This is a genomic window from Roseicyclus marinus (assembly GCF_036322625.1).
Taxonomy (GTDB): Bacteria; Pseudomonadota; Alphaproteobacteria; order Rhodobacterales; family Rhodobacteraceae; genus Roseicyclus; species Roseicyclus marinus_A.
In genome coordinates this window covers 1,307,666-1,323,203 of the sequence record NZ_AP027266.1, presented here as the reverse complement: position 1 = coordinate 1,323,203, position 15,538 = coordinate 1,307,666, and the positions used below count along the sequence as shown (strand labels likewise).

General features: G+C 62.7%; 13 protein-coding genes, 1 tRNA gene and 2 pseudogenes. 12 read left to right on the top strand and 4 right to left on the bottom strand.

The features are described from left to right. Positions 1-107 precede the first annotated feature (107 nt). Positions 108-962, bottom strand: coding sequence for a universal stress protein (locus tag AABA51_RS06320; RefSeq protein WP_338275541.1), 855 nt, complete (start codon positions 960-962; stop codon positions 108-110). 196 nt (positions 963-1,158) lie between these two features. Here AABA51_RS06320 and AABA51_RS06315 point away from each other — a divergent pair. The 9 genes and pseudogenes from AABA51_RS06315 to AABA51_RS06270 all read left to right on the top strand — a co-directional run. Then, positions 1,159-1,733 (top strand): annotated as a pseudogene (locus AABA51_RS06315) (IS66 family transposase); the annotation flags it as partial. A 337-nt stretch (positions 1,734-2,070) separates the two neighbouring features. Next, positions 2,071-2,595: a MarR family winged helix-turn-helix transcriptional regulator gene (locus AABA51_RS06310; protein WP_338275538.1), complete on the top strand. Its 525-nt coding sequence runs from the start codon at positions 2,071-2,073 to the stop codon at positions 2,593-2,595. 122 nt (positions 2,596-2,717) lie between these two features. Then, complete coding sequence (locus AABA51_RS06305; RefSeq protein WP_338275536.1) at positions 2,718-3,710, top strand: TRAP transporter substrate-binding protein; 993 nt, start codon at positions 2,718-2,720, stop codon at positions 3,708-3,710. A gap of 4 nt (positions 3,711-3,714) precedes the next feature. After that, on the top strand, positions 3,715-4,218 hold the full coding sequence (locus AABA51_RS06300) for a TRAP transporter small permease (RefSeq protein ID WP_338275534.1): 504 nt from the start codon (positions 3,715-3,717) through the stop codon (positions 4,216-4,218). After that, positions 4,215-5,519 carry a TRAP transporter large permease gene (locus AABA51_RS06295; protein ID WP_338275532.1) on the top strand — a complete coding sequence of 435 codons (1,305 nt, stop codon included), beginning with the start codon at positions 4,215-4,217 and terminating at the stop codon, positions 5,517-5,519. Before AABA51_RS06300 ends, AABA51_RS06295 begins: the two co-directional genes overlap by 4 nt. A gap of 94 nt (positions 5,520-5,613) precedes the next feature. After that, complete coding sequence (locus AABA51_RS06290; RefSeq protein WP_338275529.1) at positions 5,614-7,068, top strand: aminomethyl transferase family protein; 1,455 nt, start codon at positions 5,614-5,616, stop codon at positions 7,066-7,068. A 53-nt stretch (positions 7,069-7,121) separates the two neighbouring features. After that, the gene (locus AABA51_RS06285) at positions 7,122-8,540 is read left to right on the top strand and encodes a phenylacetate--CoA ligase family protein (protein WP_338275528.1); all 1,419 of its coding nucleotides are present in this window, start codon (positions 7,122-7,124) and stop codon (positions 8,538-8,540) included. Next, a complete protein-coding gene (locus AABA51_RS06280; RefSeq protein WP_338275525.1) occupies positions 8,540-8,956 on the top strand; it encodes an acyl-CoA thioesterase in 417 nt (138 codons plus the stop codon). The genes AABA51_RS06285 and AABA51_RS06280 overlap by 1 nt, the downstream gene beginning before the upstream one ends. Positions 8,957-9,365: 409 nt before the next feature. Next, a pseudogene (locus AABA51_RS06270) lies at positions 9,366-9,557 on the top strand (integrase core domain-containing protein); the annotation flags it as partial. A gap of 130 nt (positions 9,558-9,687) precedes the next feature. Here AABA51_RS06270 and AABA51_RS06265 read toward each other — a convergent pair. After that, positions 9,688-9,777: transfer RNA gene (locus tag AABA51_RS06265), tRNA-Ser, on the bottom strand. A gap of 168 nt (positions 9,778-9,945) precedes the next feature. On the opposite strand from AABA51_RS06265, the gene AABA51_RS06260 reads away from it, so the two are divergent. The 3 genes from AABA51_RS06260 (at position 9,946) to AABA51_RS06250 (ending at position 11,852) form a co-directional block, all read left to right on the top strand. Then, complete coding sequence (locus AABA51_RS06260) at positions 9,946-10,368, top strand: DUF2852 domain-containing protein (protein WP_338275524.1); 423 nt, start codon at positions 9,946-9,948, stop codon at positions 10,366-10,368. 96 nt (positions 10,369-10,464) lie between these two features. Then, on the top strand, positions 10,465-10,902 hold the full coding sequence (locus AABA51_RS06255) for an RDD family protein (protein WP_338275521.1): 438 nt from the start codon (positions 10,465-10,467) through the stop codon (positions 10,900-10,902). 113 nt (positions 10,903-11,015) lie between these two features. Beyond that, positions 11,016-11,852: an arginyltransferase gene (locus AABA51_RS06250; RefSeq protein ID WP_338275519.1), complete on the top strand. Its 837-nt coding sequence runs from the start codon at positions 11,016-11,018 to the stop codon at positions 11,850-11,852. 267 nt (positions 11,853-12,119) lie between these two features. On the opposite strand, the gene AABA51_RS06245 is transcribed toward AABA51_RS06250, so the two are convergent. Further along, entirely contained in the window at positions 12,120-14,471 is a 2,352-nt protein-coding gene (locus tag AABA51_RS06245; RefSeq protein WP_338275518.1) for a TRAP transporter large permease, read from the bottom strand. A 54-nt stretch (positions 14,472-14,525) separates the two neighbouring features. Further along, positions 14,526-15,437 carry a TRAP transporter small permease subunit gene (locus tag AABA51_RS06240; protein WP_338275516.1) on the bottom strand — a complete coding sequence of 304 codons (912 nt, stop codon included), beginning with the start codon at positions 15,435-15,437 and terminating at the stop codon, positions 14,526-14,528. Between the last annotated feature and the right edge of the window lie 101 nt (positions 15,438-15,538).

The window sequence follows — 15,538 nt, the reverse complement described above, 5'->3', positions numbered from 1 at the left end:
AGATGCGGCACGGGACCCCTCGCCCCGCGCCGCCTGTTCGTGGAGGAGTAACTATCTTTCCGTTTTAACCCTTCAAGAATTATTTTATTTCGCGATGAAACGATTGCTCAATGCGCGAGCACCACGGGAATTTCCGCTTTGTCGACAACGGATTGGGTGTTGCCGCCGAAAAGCGTCTCGCGCTCGTGGCTTTGGCCGTAAGCCCCCATGATGAGCATTCCGGCCCCGAGTTCCATCGTGCGCTCAAGCAGCGCAAGGCCGGGATTGCGCGCCTCGAAACGGATCAGATCGGCGGTGATGCCGCGCAGGCGGTAGTATTCCAGAAGATCCTCGGGCGTGGCGCCATGCGGCTTGCCGGTGCCCGCGGCCAGGACCGTCACCTTTTCGGCGGCGGCCACAAGGTCGAGCGTGAGCGCCACGGCGCGCGACGCCTCGATCGAGCCGTTCCAGCCCACGGTGACATGGCGCCCCAGCGTCTGCGGAACCTCGCCCGCAGGCGGACACATCAGGACCGGGCGCCCGGTCTGGAACAGGCCCGATTTGAGCGCGTTCTGACCCAGGTTGCGGTCGCGGTCAGGCTTGGCCACCACGATCAGATCGGCAAGGCGGCCATTGTGCTTGATCATGTCGGGAAGGCGTCCGTGTTCCTCGACGAATTGCACGGTGGCCACATCGCCCGCCGGGCGGTCGGCCTCGCGCAGGTCGAGGGCCATGGCAGCGGCATGCAGGCGGTCGCGCAGGCTGTTTTCCTCGTGGTCGGCCATCTGGGAGGCCTGTTTGAGGATCGCATCGCGCACGAACCCGGGCAGAGGGATGCCATGGGGCATCATGTCCTCGGGGCGGGCGCGACAATGGGCGACGACGATATGCGCCTTGTGCCGATGCGCGAGCTGCGCTGCATGTTCGAGCACCGCATCGCCCATGCCTTCGCCCCAGACGGGCACCAGAATTCTTGCCAACATGCCCTGTTCCTCCCTTGAACGGGGCGGGTCCTGCCGCCCCCGGCCCCTCAAGTATAGTGCGGATTTTGCCGTGGGGATGCCGGAATTTGACGCGAAGGGTCAAAGGCCGCGCCGCCGTCAGCAAAGCGCCCCGGCCCTGAGGCGGTGTCGTGGGTGGTTTTTTGGTGATGTGGGGGTGGCGGACAGTGAAGGATAAAACCGGCTGATCATTCCAGACCGTGCTGGCCCTGGTATCCAGCTTGCCTATTTCTGGGCGCATGCGCGGCGCAAGCTGGTCGAGATCACCCGCGCCGGCCCTGCGCCGATTGCCGAGGAAGGCGTGGCTCTCATCCGTGATCTCTGTGCCATCGAATCCGAGATCCGCGGCAGTGACCCCGCCACCCGACCGGATCGATCCGCTCCGACCCTCACACGAATTGATGATTGGCTGATCCATCACCGCGGACGCGCCTCGGCCAAATCGCCCTTGGGCGAGGCGCTGTCCTACATCGCCAAATACCGCGAGGGCCTTGGTCGCTTCTTGACCGATGGCCGTGTCGAGATCGACAGCAACGCAGTCGAGCGCACCATCCGCCCCATTGCCCTAAACAAAAAAATGCACTCTTCGCTGGCCATGATGCCGGCGCTGAAAACTGGGCCGTCATCGCCTCGCCAATCGAGACCTGCAAGATGAACGGCGTCGATCCCCATACCTGGCTGGCCGCCACGCTCACCGCCATCGTCCAAGGCCACAAGCGGAGCCAGATCGACGATCTGCTCTCTTGGAGCTGAGCCGTCACCGTGTGATCGGCACAACGCTTACGTCGCCGTCATTTGCTCCACGCTCGCACTGCAGGGATCTTGGCGATCGCAAAACTCGGTTGGCGCCCGGCTTTCGCACGGCTCCGCGCTGTTCTGAACGTTTTGACCGAAGTCTGGAGCAGAAGAGGGACCCGGCGCAGTTCGGCGTTTTCCAACATGCGGCCAAGCCCATGTTGCGGACCGCCTCGAGCCATCTCGCAAGTACCATTTGGCGCTTTCTTGGCATTCGGCGTTTTGTGGCCTAAGACCTCGGGGGGCAGCAGAGGTCCGTCTGCAATTTACCGCTCATCTGCAAGAGGTCGCGCGGGTGCTGAACGAAAAAATGACAGAACACGGGGACGAAGCTGTGTCATCGGACCGGATCTCGCAATCGACACGCGAGCGGGACGGACGGTTGGTCGTCGATCTGGAAAATTATGTGCCCCATCTGTTGTCGGCCGTGAACAACGCGCTGTCGGGGGGGGCGTCCAAGGTTTATCTTGAACGTTTCGATATCGGCATCGCCGAATGGCGCGTGATGTCCATGCTGGCCATCGAGCCACGCATCCAGGCCTCGCAGATCTGCGACATCATCAAGATCGACAAGGGTGCCGCCAGCCGGGCCTTGTCTCGGCTCGATGCGAAGGGGTTGCTTGGTTACGACGCAGTGGTGACCGACCAGCGCAAGCGCATCTGGTGGCTTAACGAAGCCGGCCTGTCGCTGCACGACACGATCCTGCAGGTTGCGCTTGGCCGTGAGCAGAAGCTCGTCGAGGGGATCGAACCGCAGGATCTGGAGGCGTTCTTGCGGGCCATTCGCACCATGGTCCGCAACGTCGACTCCGTCCGCTGACCCGAAAGCAGACGGTTTTCCGACTATAGGCTCGAGAAGTGGCCGATCCCACAAGTTGCGATGTCAAGTTGACATTGCAACAGTTGGTGCTAGCGTGACTGCATCGAGAATGGGAGGTTCCGATGATGTTCAAAGCACTTGCCCGCGCCGTTTTACTCGGCGCGGTCGCGGTATCGGGCAGTTCTGCTTTCGCGCAGACCGAGATGCGATTGGCGGATTTTCTGCCACCCCAGCATCCCTATCAAACACAGGTTTATGGCGTGATGGCCGACATGATCGCCGAGGCCACGGGCGGCGCGGTGACCGTGCAGATCTTTCCCGGCGGCGCACTTGGCGGCAATCCGATCGAACAATATGACCGCGCGCTCAACGGCGTGGCCGAGATCGCCTTCAGCCTGCCCGGCTATACCGCATCGCGCTTTCCGCTGACATTGCTGGCCGAATTGCCCGGCATGATCACCGAGGAAAATGGTACCGAGCAGATCTGGAACGCCATGAATTTACTGTCAGAAGAGCATCGCCGCGTGCATCTCCTGTCGATCTGGACCAACGGCGAAAACGTGCTTTACACCCGCGACAGGCCGGTGCGCAGCGTGGCCGACGTGCAAGGCATGAAGATCCGCGTGCCATCCGCCAATGCCGGCCTCATCGTCGAGGCTTGGGGCGCGGTTCCGGTCTCCATGCCGCCTGCCGAAGCCTATAACGCGCTTCAGACCGGCGTCATCGATGCTGTCATGATCGACGCGACAGCGACCTATGCCTTCCGCCTGGGCGAGGTGGCGAATTACGTCACTTCGGGCATGAACACCACGATTTCATCCTTTGCGCTGTTCATGAACCGCGATGCCTATGATGGCCTGAGTGCGGACCACCGAGCGGCCTTTGACCGGATCGGGCGCGAGATCGCCACCGTTGCGAACGGTGTGCAACTTGCCGGTGTGGCGCGCGGCGAGCAGATGTTCCGCGAAACAACAGGGCGCGAATGGATCGAACTCTCGCCCGAGGCGGCCGCGGAATTCAATGCTGCCTCTGCTGGGGTCGTCGAACAGGTGGTCGCAGCGACCGAGGCTGCCGGACACCCGGCGCGCGCTTTCGTGTCAGCCCTGCAGAACTGACGCGATGACCCCCGACCTTGAAGACCGGCCGCTCCCGCGCGGCCGGTTCGACATCTGGCTGGCGATGGGCTCGGCGATGGTTCTGGGCTTGATGATGCTCTTCGTCTTTGCCGGCGTCGTGATGCGCTACGCCTTCAACGCGCCGATCCTGGGCGCGAACGAGGTGCTGGAGCTGGCCTCTGTCGCGGTCGTGATGCTGGCCATTCCCTATTGCACGGTCGAGGATGGGCATGTGCGGATCGACCTGTTGGACGGTGCCCTCGGTCGTCTTGGCCGGTGGATCACTGAAATCCTGTATCGCGTGGTAGGGGTGGCGGTCCTGTTCTTCGTCACGCGATCCTATTTCGATCGCACGCTCGATGCCTGGGCATATGCGGACACGACCAACCTGTTGCGCATTCCGATCTGGCCGTTCTACGGTTTGGTGCTGATCGGCATGGGGCTTTTCGCGGCCATATTGGCGCTGCAAATGCTTCGGATGATCCTCAGGCCCGGACCGATCCGATGACGGCCTCGGCCATCGGCCTTCTGGCGATCGCGGGCCTTTTCGCGATGCTGGCGCTCAGGGTGCCTGTCGCCATGGCGATGTTGGCTGCTGGCTTCTTCGGCACTTGGATGCTGAACGGGCCACGCCCGGCGGTCGCGCTTCTGACCACGGAAACCTTTTCCTCGGTCTCGGCCTACGCGTTGATCGTGATCCCGCTCTTCGTCTTGATGGGCAACATCGCGACCGCGGCAGGCTACAGCCGGGGGCTATACGATCTGGCCTATTCATGGGTCGGGCGCTATCGGGGCGGGCTTGCCTCGGCCTCGATCCTTGGTTGTGCCGGGTTCTCTGCCGTAAGCGGTTCGTCGGTGGCGACCGCTGTGACCATCGGCAAGGTCGCCATTCCCGAAATGCAGCGCTTTGGCTATTCCAACCGTCTTGCCACGGGTGCGGTCGCCGCTGGCGGTACGCTGGGCTATCTCATCCCACCTTCGACCGGTTTTGTCCTTTATGCCATCCTGACCGAAGAATCGTTGGGCCGCCTTTTCATGGCAGGGATCGTGCCGGGGGTGTTACTGACGGCGCTTTTCGTGCTGACGATCATGATCATCGCCCGTATCGATCCCGAAAGCGCGCCGGCCGGTCGACCCGTTTCGATGGCCGAACGCCTTGCCTCGCTGACGGGCGCGCTGCCCTTGCTGGCGGTCGTCGTGATCTCGATCGGTGGCATCTATGCCGGGGTCTTTACCCCGGTCGAGGCCTCCGGTGTGGGCGCGTTCCTGATCCTTGTCTTCGCGTTGATTGGCCGAAAGCTAAATGCCGCGCGGTTGCGTGGCGTGTTTCTCGATACCGTCAAGACCAGTGCGATGCTCTATCTCATCGTGATCGGCGCTGCGATCTTCAGCCCCTTTCTGGCCATGACGCAGATCCCGCAGAACCTTGGCGATTGGCTGGTGGGTCTGGGCCTCGGCGCCCTGGGGTCGCTGATCCTCATCTTGCTGGCCTATATCGTGCTGGGCATGTTCATGGATGCCTTGTCGATGCTGGTGATCACGATCCCCATCGTCTTCCCGGTGATCTTGGAGCTGGGCTACGATCCGATCTGGTTCGGGGTCATTGCGGTGATCGTCATCGAGATGGGGATGATTACACCGCCGGTCGGGATCAATGTGTTCGTCGTCAAGGCCATTGCGCAAAAGGTCCCGATGGCGACGGTGTTTCGTGGCGTTCTGCCGTTCTGGTTTGCCATGGCCTTTTGCTTGGCGCTGCTTGTCATGTTCCCGCAACTCGCCCTGTTCCTTCCGAATTCGATGTTCGACTGATGTCCCGAAACATGAGTTGCCATTGCAACTCATCATGCCTAGTAAGTTGATAAATCAACTCGTTGACCTGACCATTCCGCGGAGAAGCACCAAAATGACCCAGACCGACGCCCCGAGGACCATGAATGACCTGCTCGAGGTCATTCCGAACATCACCGACCATCTGTTCCGGAATGCGCCCAAGAACGCGCTGACGATCTACACCCAGATGATGCCGGGCGATGGCGTGCGTCCCGAATTCACCACGTGGCGCGACGAACAATGGGCGTGGCGTAACACCATCGCGGTCCATGACCAGAGCTATCACATGTGTTCCACCCATGTGCGCGGTCCCGATGCGCTGGCCTTCACGCAATACCTCTCGGTCAACAGCTTCCGCAATTTTGAGATCGGCGCCGCCAAGCAACTGGTCTGTTGCTCGCCCGAGGGCTACCTGATCGGCGACGCGATCCTCTATCGTCAGGGCGAGGACGACTACATGGTGGTCGGCAATCCGGCGACCACCGAATGGGTCGAATACAACGCCGAGGCGCTGGGATTCGATGTCACCGTAGCTTCTGACCCGATGTGGACACTGAACAAGGCCAAGGCGCGCGAATTCTATCGCTTTCAGGTCGAAGGACCCAAAGCCTGGGAGTTGCTCGAGGAGTTGCATGGCGCGCCCCTTCCCGAGATCAAGTTCTTCAAATCGGCCGAGATCAGGCTGGGCTCGCACGTCGCACGGGGCATGCGCCATTCGATGGGAGGGATGCCGGGGCTGGAAATCTACGGGCCTTGGGCGGAATACCGAGAGGTCAAGAACCTGATCCAGAAGGCGGGCCGGAAATACGGCCTGCGCATGGTCGGCTCGATCGCCTATTTCACCACCGTCATCGAAAGCGGCTGGTGGGCGGTGCCCGTGTCGGCGGTCTATACCGGTCAAGGCACCAGCGGCTACCGCGACTGGATGTCGTCCAAGAACGCCTCGATGCGGATGTCGCTGGGGGGAAGCTTCTATTCCGAGAACATCGAGGACTATTACCTGACCCCGTATGACGTGAATTACGGCCACATCATCAAGTTCGACCACGACTTCATCGGTCGTGACGCGCTTGAGGCGATGAAGGACGCACCCCATCGCAAGAAGGTGACGCTCGTCTGGAACGCAGATGACGTGCTGTCGGTCATGCAGGCGCAGTTCGAGGGCGGCGCGCAAGCGGACAAGCCGCTGACCATCACCTTGCCTCTCGCTGCCACGGCGCGGATGCATTACGACAAGGTCACGGACGCGCGCGGCACCCTGATCGGGCTTGCCACCTATCCCGGCTATACCGAGAACGAGCGCGCCATGATGTCGTTGGCCTCGATCGATGCGGGTTTCGCCGAACCGGGCACCGAAGTGATCCTGCATTGGGGCGAGGACGGGGGCGGCGTGCGCAGCGCCGGCAACATCGAACCGCACAAGCAGGTCAAGATCCGCGCCACCGTCGCGCCCAGCCCCATCAGTCGCGCAGCGCAAAGCTATCGCAGCGAAATCGGCATCAAGCGCGGTTCCTTGCAGGATGTCTGAGACAAAAGCGGGCGCGGCGAGGCACAGCCCGTCCAGTTGAGCGAGCAACAGGCATGACCCATCCGATGAACCGCGCCGCCGAGACCCGCACACGCTGGAAACAGCTGCTTTTGGACACGCTCGATGAACGCGACACGCCCGCAACCGCGGCTTACTGGTCGCCCAAGGATGCTTGGACGCGCGACCGAATCCGCGCGGTGCAGGATGAAAAGATCGCGGCTGTTGCCCCCTTTCTCTATGAGAACAGCACCTTCTACCGGCGGCGCTTCGATCGGCTGGGTGTTGCGCCGAGCGACATCACCTCGGTCGAGACGCTGATCGCCAACTGGCCCGTCGTCACCAAGCAGGAGATGATGGAAGACGCGATCCAGAACCCGCCATATGGCACCTACACCACCTGCGGGCCCGAGGATTGGGCCGACCGGGGCTGGATGCTGTTTTCTTCCTCGGGATCCACGGGGGTGCCAAGAGTCTTTCGCTACACCCACTTCGACCGCAAGTTCTGGGAACAGGCGAATGCCCGCGCGCTCTATTCAGGTGGTCTGCGCAAGGGCGATAGCGCGATCCCCATGGTCGGTTTCGGGCCTCATGTCTTTGCATGGGGTGTGCAATACACCTTGCAGGCGATGAACCTCCCGGTGATCCCCGGTGGCGGCATGGACGGGCCCGCCCGCGCCGCCCTTATCGAGCGGTTCAATCCGACAACGCTGGTCTGTACGCCGTCTTACGCCTTCTACCTCGCGCGCGTCATGCAGGAGATGGGGCGCGATCCCGCCGACTCCTCGATCAGATGGATCGTCACCGGCGGTGAGCCCTTCTCGGGCGTCGCGGGCACGATCGAAAAGCTGCAGTCGCTCTGGGCGGCCACGGCGATCGAATTCTATGGCTGCACCGAGGCAAGCCCGCATTGCGGCGGCTATTCCTGCCCTGAATACCAGTCGGGCGAGCGGAACTTCATCCACCTGATGGACGACATCCAGCTTTGGGAAACCGTCGATGCCGATACGCTGGCGGTGACGCGCGAGGGCGAAAAGGGACTGTCGGTCTGCACCAACCTGACCTCGGAAAGCTCGGCGCAGCTGCGCTTTCTCGTGGGCGATTACACCACCCTGAGCGCGGAACCCTGTGCCTGCGGGCGCAATCATACCAAGGCCTTGGGTTGCATGACGGGGCGCGCCGACGATCTGATCAACCTGCGCGGCATCAAGTTCTTCCCGGTCCAGATCGAAGAGGCCGTGCGCGCCGTCCAAGGCACCGGCGACGAGTTCCAGATCCATCTGCGCACCCAAGAGGATGGCCTGGACGTGATGACCGTCACGATCGAACACCGCGATGCCTCGGCGGCGGGGGCTGTCGCAAGGGAAATCCGCAGCCGCTGCGAAATCCGATGCGGGGTGCAAGTGGTGGCTCCCAACTCGCTGCCGAAATCGCAGATGAAGGCCAAACGGGTCTTTGACGAAAGGGGAAAGTGATGTTGTCGAACACCCTCAAGCGCCGGATCGAATGGGGCGATTGCGACCCTGCGGGCATCGTCTTCAACCCGCAATTCTTTCGCTGGTTCGATCACGGTACGACGATGCTCTACGAGGCAGCGGGCTGGCCCAAGCAAGAGATGCTGGCGCGCTTCGCTGCCGCCGGCTGTCCGCTGGTCGACACACGCGCGATCTTCAAGGTGCCCTGCCGCTACGGCGAGGATGTCGAGATCACGACAGAGGTGGCCGAGATCAAGGAGCGCAGCTTCGACATCCGCCACAGGCTGACAAAGGGCACAACGCTCTGCGTCGAGGGTTTCGAGACCCGGGTCTGGACAGTGAGAGATCCCGCGCGCGGCCTGAAATCGGCGCCGCTTCCCACCGAACTGATCGCGCGGTTTCGCGGCGAGGGTTGAGATCCTGCGTCGCGCGACCCGGAACCAGGCTCACCCGCCAAAGGGCCGACCAAGGCGCAGACGGGTTTGCCGCGCGCGGATACCTAGGCCCGCTTCCCGATCCGCACCAGGCCTGACGTTGCCTCCAACTTTTATCCAGCGTGAGCGGGGCTCCGGGTTTGAGTTTTGCCTGCTTGGGCGGGTTGGGCAACGGGGGCTGGCGCGGAGCTTTGCAGGTTGCGCAGCGTCAGGCCCCGTTGCGGGGTGTAGGTCTTGGCGAACTCGGCTGGGGTCTGCCAGCCGAGGGGGAATGGGGGCGTTCGGTGTTGTTGTCCTTGCGCTAGGCCGCGAGCGTGGCGCGGGCATGGCCCAGGGACGGGAACCGCGTCTCGTTCAGGAGTTCATCCCGCGGGCGGCCGTCTTCCCCATCAACGGCAGGCTCCTGGACGAATGCCTGAACGAGCACCTCTTCGTCGGGCTGCGCCATGCCCGCCAATTGATTGCGGCATGGCGCGACGACGACAATCACCACCGCCCGCACACGAGCCTCGATGGGCTTACGCCACGGGAATACTTCAACCGGTCAGAGAAGGACCAAACACGGAACCGACTTAACTTCTGATCAAGGACAATCCGGGGAGCAGGTCAGTATCGGAATCGTTGCTCCGGCGCCAAATGATACCCCGCGCGATACCCTGACCAGGGCACGGCGGAGGAACAAAAATTCAATCAAAGCGTTATCGGAAGGGTAGTGGCGGACAGTGAGGGATTCGAACCCTCGAGACGGTTCCCCGCCTACACACTTTCCAGGCGTGCGCCTTCGACCACTCGGCCAACTGTCCGTTCGCGGCGGGATAGCGCAGGCATGGGCGAAAAGGCAAGAGCCATACGTCCGATCCGTCGATGTGAAGCTTTTTTACTTTTTTCGCCCCGCCCCTCTTGATGATCGGAGGCGATCTCCCATCTGTGTGAATGTGTTTAACATTAACATCCCCACAGAGGAGACGCCGATGACCGACACCCTGACCAATACCGGCCCCATGCGCGATGCGCGCGGCTGGTTTTCGCGTGCCGAAGAGTGGCTCGATCAGCGCGGCAAGGGCGCGTGGATCGCGGCCATGGTGCTGGGCTTCATCCTGTTCTGGCCCATCGGCCTTGCCCTTCTTGCCTACATGATCTGGAGCAAACGCATGTTCAATTCTTCCTGCTCGTCCCGCCGCCGCACCGCCAACCATGGTGTCAACCGGACCTCCGGCAACAGCGCCTTTGACGCCTACAAGGCCGACACGCTGCGCCGCCTGGAGCAGGAACAAGACGCGTTCGAGGCCTTCTTGCAGCGCCTGCGCGAGGCCAAGGACAAGGCGGAATTCGACCAGTTCATGGATGACCGCGCAAGGAGTGGCCGCCAGACGACCGACGGCAGCGAGGCCTGAACCGCCCCGCGCCTGCGCCCTGCCGCTTGTGCGGCGGGGCGTTTTTTGCAGTCTTTCCCCTTTCCTTTCACGCGGAGCCGCGCCATGTCCCGGATCATGCCTACGACCCTGCCCGACCCTGACTATGACGCCGCCTTTTACGAGGGTGTTCCGGCCAAGCGGCTGTTCGCCTGGCTGGTGGATGTGGTCATCGTGACCGCCATCACCTTCGTGCTGGGGCTTTTGACGCTGACGGCACTGTGGTGGATCTGGCCGCTGGCTTTCATCATGACCAATTTCCTGTATCGCGCAGGAACTATCGCTTATGGATCAGCGACTTGGGGGATGAGGTTGATGAACCTCGAACTGCGGGGCGCGACGGGGGCGCGGCTGTCGGGGGGCGAGGCCGTGGTGCATACGCTGGGCTACATGGTGGCGACGGGCTTTGTCATCTTGCAGGTGATCTCGATCCTGATGATGGCCTTTGGCGCGCGGCACCAGGGGCTGCATGACCTGCTCATCGGATCGGCGGCGATCAACCGGCCGGGGCGGTGACGCAAGCAACGATGGCATCGGTCAATCCTTGCCTAAAAAACTGTTGCGGGCGCCCGTTGGGCTGGTGCACCCTCTGGCTGAACTGACCACGCGGCTTCGGCCGGAAAAGACGCATGCGCCACACCCTTCCCATTGCGCCGCAATTCTATGTGACGGCCCCGCAAACCTGCCCGTATCTCGATGGGCGCAGGGAGCGAAAGCTGTTCACCGCGCTGCAGGGCGAGCAGGCGGAAAAGCTCAATAACGCCTTGAGCAAGCAGGGTTTTCGTCGCTCGCAGAATGTGCTCTACCGGCCGTCCTGCACCGATTGCGCGGCCTGTCTTTCGGCGCGCATCCGGGTGGCGGATTTCGTGCCGAAAAAGGCCCATCGCCGGGTGTTGAAGCGCAACTCAGGCTTGCAGCGCGGTGCGCGGTCGGCTTGGGCGACGGAGGCGCAATATGCGCTGTTCCGGCGCTATCTGGATGCGCGGCATGCCGATGGCGGGATGGCAGACATGGATGTGTTCGAATTCGCCGCGATGATCGAGGAAACGCCGGTCCGCACGCGGGTGATCGAATACCGCGACGAAAGCCTGCCGAGCCAGGGCGAGGAGGCGCCGCTGGTGGCGGTTTGCCTGACCGATATCCTCGATGACGGGTTGAGCCTGGTCTATTCGTTTTTCGACCCGGACCGGATGGCCGACAGCCTTGGAACCCATGTGATCCTGGACCATGTGGCGCTGGCGCGCGAGGCGGGATTGCCCTTTGTCTACCTGGGCTATTGGGTGCCGGGGTCGTCCAAGATGGGCTACAAGGCCGGTTTCCCGGCGCTGGAGGTCTATGTCGACGGGCAATGGCAACCCATCGGGGACCCGGACGGCTATTCGAACCAGATCCATCCGCTGTCGGTCGAACCGATCGCGCAGCAGGTGGCGCAGATCACCCTGCCCGACCTGCGGTCGGAGGAGTGAGGGCCCGCAAAGGTCCTGACAATCGGTTAACAGCACGCGCCAAAGCTTTCGGAACGGTTAAGGCCACGAGGACTTTCCTGACGAAAGGTTAAGGCGGGCATGCGCGGGCAAGGGAATATCAACCTTGATCAGGGTTAAGAATGCCTTGCCGGGCGCGGCGGGGCTTAACCAAGGTTAACGCCGCGATTTCTGGATTTACCTTTCGGAAAGCACAAAGGCCGCCCGTTTCGGGGCGGCCTTTGGCTTTTTCCGGTGACTGCCCTGCCCTCAGCCAAGGAGGCGCGGCAAGATCGTCACGATGCCCGGGAAGAGCCACAGGAGGCCCAGACCGATCACCTGGATCCCGACGAAGGGAATGACGCCCCGGTAGATGTGGCCCGTCGTCACCGATTTTGGCGCGACGCCGCGCAGGTAGAAGAGCGCGAAGCCGAAAGGTGGCGTCAGGAAGGAGGTCTGCAGGTTGACCGCGATCATGATCGTCACCCAGGCCGGGTCGAGCGTGCCGCCATAGATCACCGGACCCACGATGGGGACCACGATGTAGATGATCTCGAGGAAGTCGAGCACGAAGCCGAGGATGAAGAGGATCAGCATCACGACGAGGAAGACGATCATCTCGTTGTCGAAGCTGCGCAGGAAGGCCTGGATGTGATGCTCACCCCCGAAGGAGATGAGCACGAGGTTCAGGAGCTGCGAGCCGATCAGGATGGTGAAGACCATCGAGGTGACCTTGGCCGTTTCGCGCACGACAGGGGCCAGGATGTTCGAGCGGAACAGGACCCAGCAGCTGAACAGGAGGCCGAAGAAGGCGAAGTGATAGGCGCCCTGCGCGATGATATAGGCGATCCAGTCCTGCAGCGGAACGTCGCTGCGCGTGATGCGCAGGTCGAAGTTCACGCCGAAGAGGATCATGATCACGAGCGCGAAGGAGGCCCAGATCACGATCTTGGACTTGCCGTTTTCCTCTTTCAGCTTGCGATAGGCGGCCAGCATGATGGCCCCTGCCGCCCCCAGCGCCGCGGCGGGCGTGGGGTTGGTGATGCCGCCGAGGATCGAGCCCAGAACCGCCACGATCAGAACGAGCGGCGGGAAGACCACGCGCAGAAGGTCATTCTGCGAGAGCCGTCCCATCGCGACCCGGCATCCATAGAGCGTCAGGAAGAAGGGGATCGCGAGGATCAGGAAGGTCGATCCGCTGGAGGACAGCGGCGAGATGAAGAGGATATCCGCGATCAGCGCGAGGATGACGCCCATGCCACCCGCGATCAGCGGTGCGGGGTTGGACGAGGGCGAGACGCCGCGCGCGAGGATCAGGACGAGCGAGAGGAGCGTGAAGACCACGGCCACGCCTGCCCCGATGGGCGGTGCGTTCTCGAGCGCAGCGGCACGGGCGGCGACCAGTTCTTCCTCGGTCAGGAGGACGGCTTCGCCGGTCTGGCCCGCATCGGCCATGGCGGCGCGGGCTGCCACGGATTCGTCCCAGCGGTCCTGGCCATGCAGGTCGATCATCGAGGCCTGGCATTGTTCGGAGACATTGGTGCGCAGGATGCCGGAGCTGTCATTCTCGGCATAGTCCGAGACGGTGATCGACTGGCTGCCCACGATCCCGCCAGAGGCGGCGAGGACGACGGCGAAGATCAGGCCGACGGGCGCGAAGAGATACCAGGTCAGCGCCTCCTTGCGGGTGACGGGTTCGCCGCCGCCGCCTTCCATCACCACGGGCGGTGCGGAGGCCGGGCGCAGGAGCGCGAAGCCGAAGGCATAGGCCCCGTAGAGGAAGGCGAGGAAGAGACCGGGCAGAAGCGCCGCCTGGAAGAGCGTACCGACCGACAGGACCGCCGGAGCGCCAAGGAAGGTCAGCGCATCGGTGCAGCCGGCGAGAACGGCGCGGGTTTCCTGGCCGGTGGCGTAGAGGTCACCCACCAGCGTGCCCAGAAGAACGATCACGATCGAGGGCGGGATGATCTGGCCCAGCGTGCCCGAGGCGGCGATGACGCCGGTGGCAAGCTCGGGCGAGTAGTTGTTGCGCAACATGGTGGGCAGGGCCAGGAGGCCCATGGTCACCACGGTCGCGCCCACGATCCCGGTGGAGGCCGCGAGGAAGGCCCCCACGATCACGATGGAGACGGCCAGACCGCCCGGCAGCGGGCCGAAGACGCGCGCCATGGTGGTCAGCAGATCCTCGGCGATCTTGGAGCGTTCGAGGACGATGCCCATCATGACGAACATGAGAACGGCGAGAAGCGTCTCGATCGACTGGCCCGCGATCACGCGCTCGTTCATGCGGTTGACGATGAAGGAGATGTTGCGTTCGAGCGCCTGTTCCCAGCCGCCGGGGAAGACCGGTTCCTCGATCCGTGGCAATTCGGGGTATCGGAAGACGGATATCGCGTCGCGTATGACCCCATCGGCCACGAGGGCGCGGTATTCGGCGGAGCCCGTATCGATGGCCTGATGGATCAGGAGGCCTGCGCTGTCGAGGGCGGCGATGATCGCGAAGGAGATCACCCCTGCCCCGGCGATGGCGAAAGCGACCGGGAAGCCGGTCAGGATCGCGGCGAAGAGGGTCAGGAAGACGATCACAAGACCGATCTCGACCCCATCCAATCCGAAAAGCATGCTGTTACGTCCCTTTGCTCGAGCGCTTTGTGTCGCGGCGGCGTGTCGTTTGGATCAGGTGGACCCGGAGTGAATGGCGTGCTCGAGGTCTTCGGCCTCGTCGCCGGTCTTGTCGCGGTCGAGATACTTGTTCTCGCTCGCTTCGCCCTCGACCCATTCGAGGTAGGAGCGCCAGAAGAACGCGATGGCGTGGATGAAGACCAGAACGCAGAAGAGCACGATCAGGATCTTGAACAGGAAATAGGCGTTGAAGCCGTTGGGGCTGAAGCCGATGGTTTCCACGTTCCAGCGGAAGATGCGCGATTGCGCGACCATCCGGTCAAGATCGGAGGTCGAGGTGACCGAGGGCGTCATCAGGTGACGCCACATGAAGAACCACGAATAGAGATAGGTGAGCGTGATCGCGGGCAGCATGAAGATCAGGCAGCCGACCATGTCGATCACCTTTTTCGTGCGGAATTTCACCGCCGAATAGACGAGGTCGACGCGCACATGCCCGCCCTGCACGAAGGTGTAGGAGACGCAGAGACAGACGACGAGGGCGTTGTAGAACTTGAGCCCCTCGGCCCACCAGCTGAGGTCCTGGGCAAAGGCGGTGCCGAGCGGCCCGAGCTGGATTTCGGCCACGCGGAAGATCCGCTGCAAAAAGACGATCATCACCTGGATCAGGACCATGACGAGGCCCGCCCAGGCGGCGGTGCGGCCCACCGCATTGGCGAAGGTTTCGAGGATGCGGACCGCGGCCCAGAGGATTTCGCGGTTCCAGAACATTCCCAGAAGGGTGATGACGAGCGCCGTCGTGATGACGACGAAGAAGAGTTCGACCGAGGCCCCGTAATAGATGAAGCGCATCACGGCTTCGGGGTTCGACCAGTCGAGCCAGGCCCCCGGATTGGTGATCGCGGTGAACAGGTAATATGGCGCGAGCGCGATATTCTGAAGCACCCAAAGGATGAAGTCGATCATGCGGTGGCCCCCTGGCACGCGGCCCCGGCAAGGGGCGCGTCACATGTCTTGGTCATGTCAAGAATGGGTCCGCCCGGCCCACGAGGGGCCGGACGGTTCAA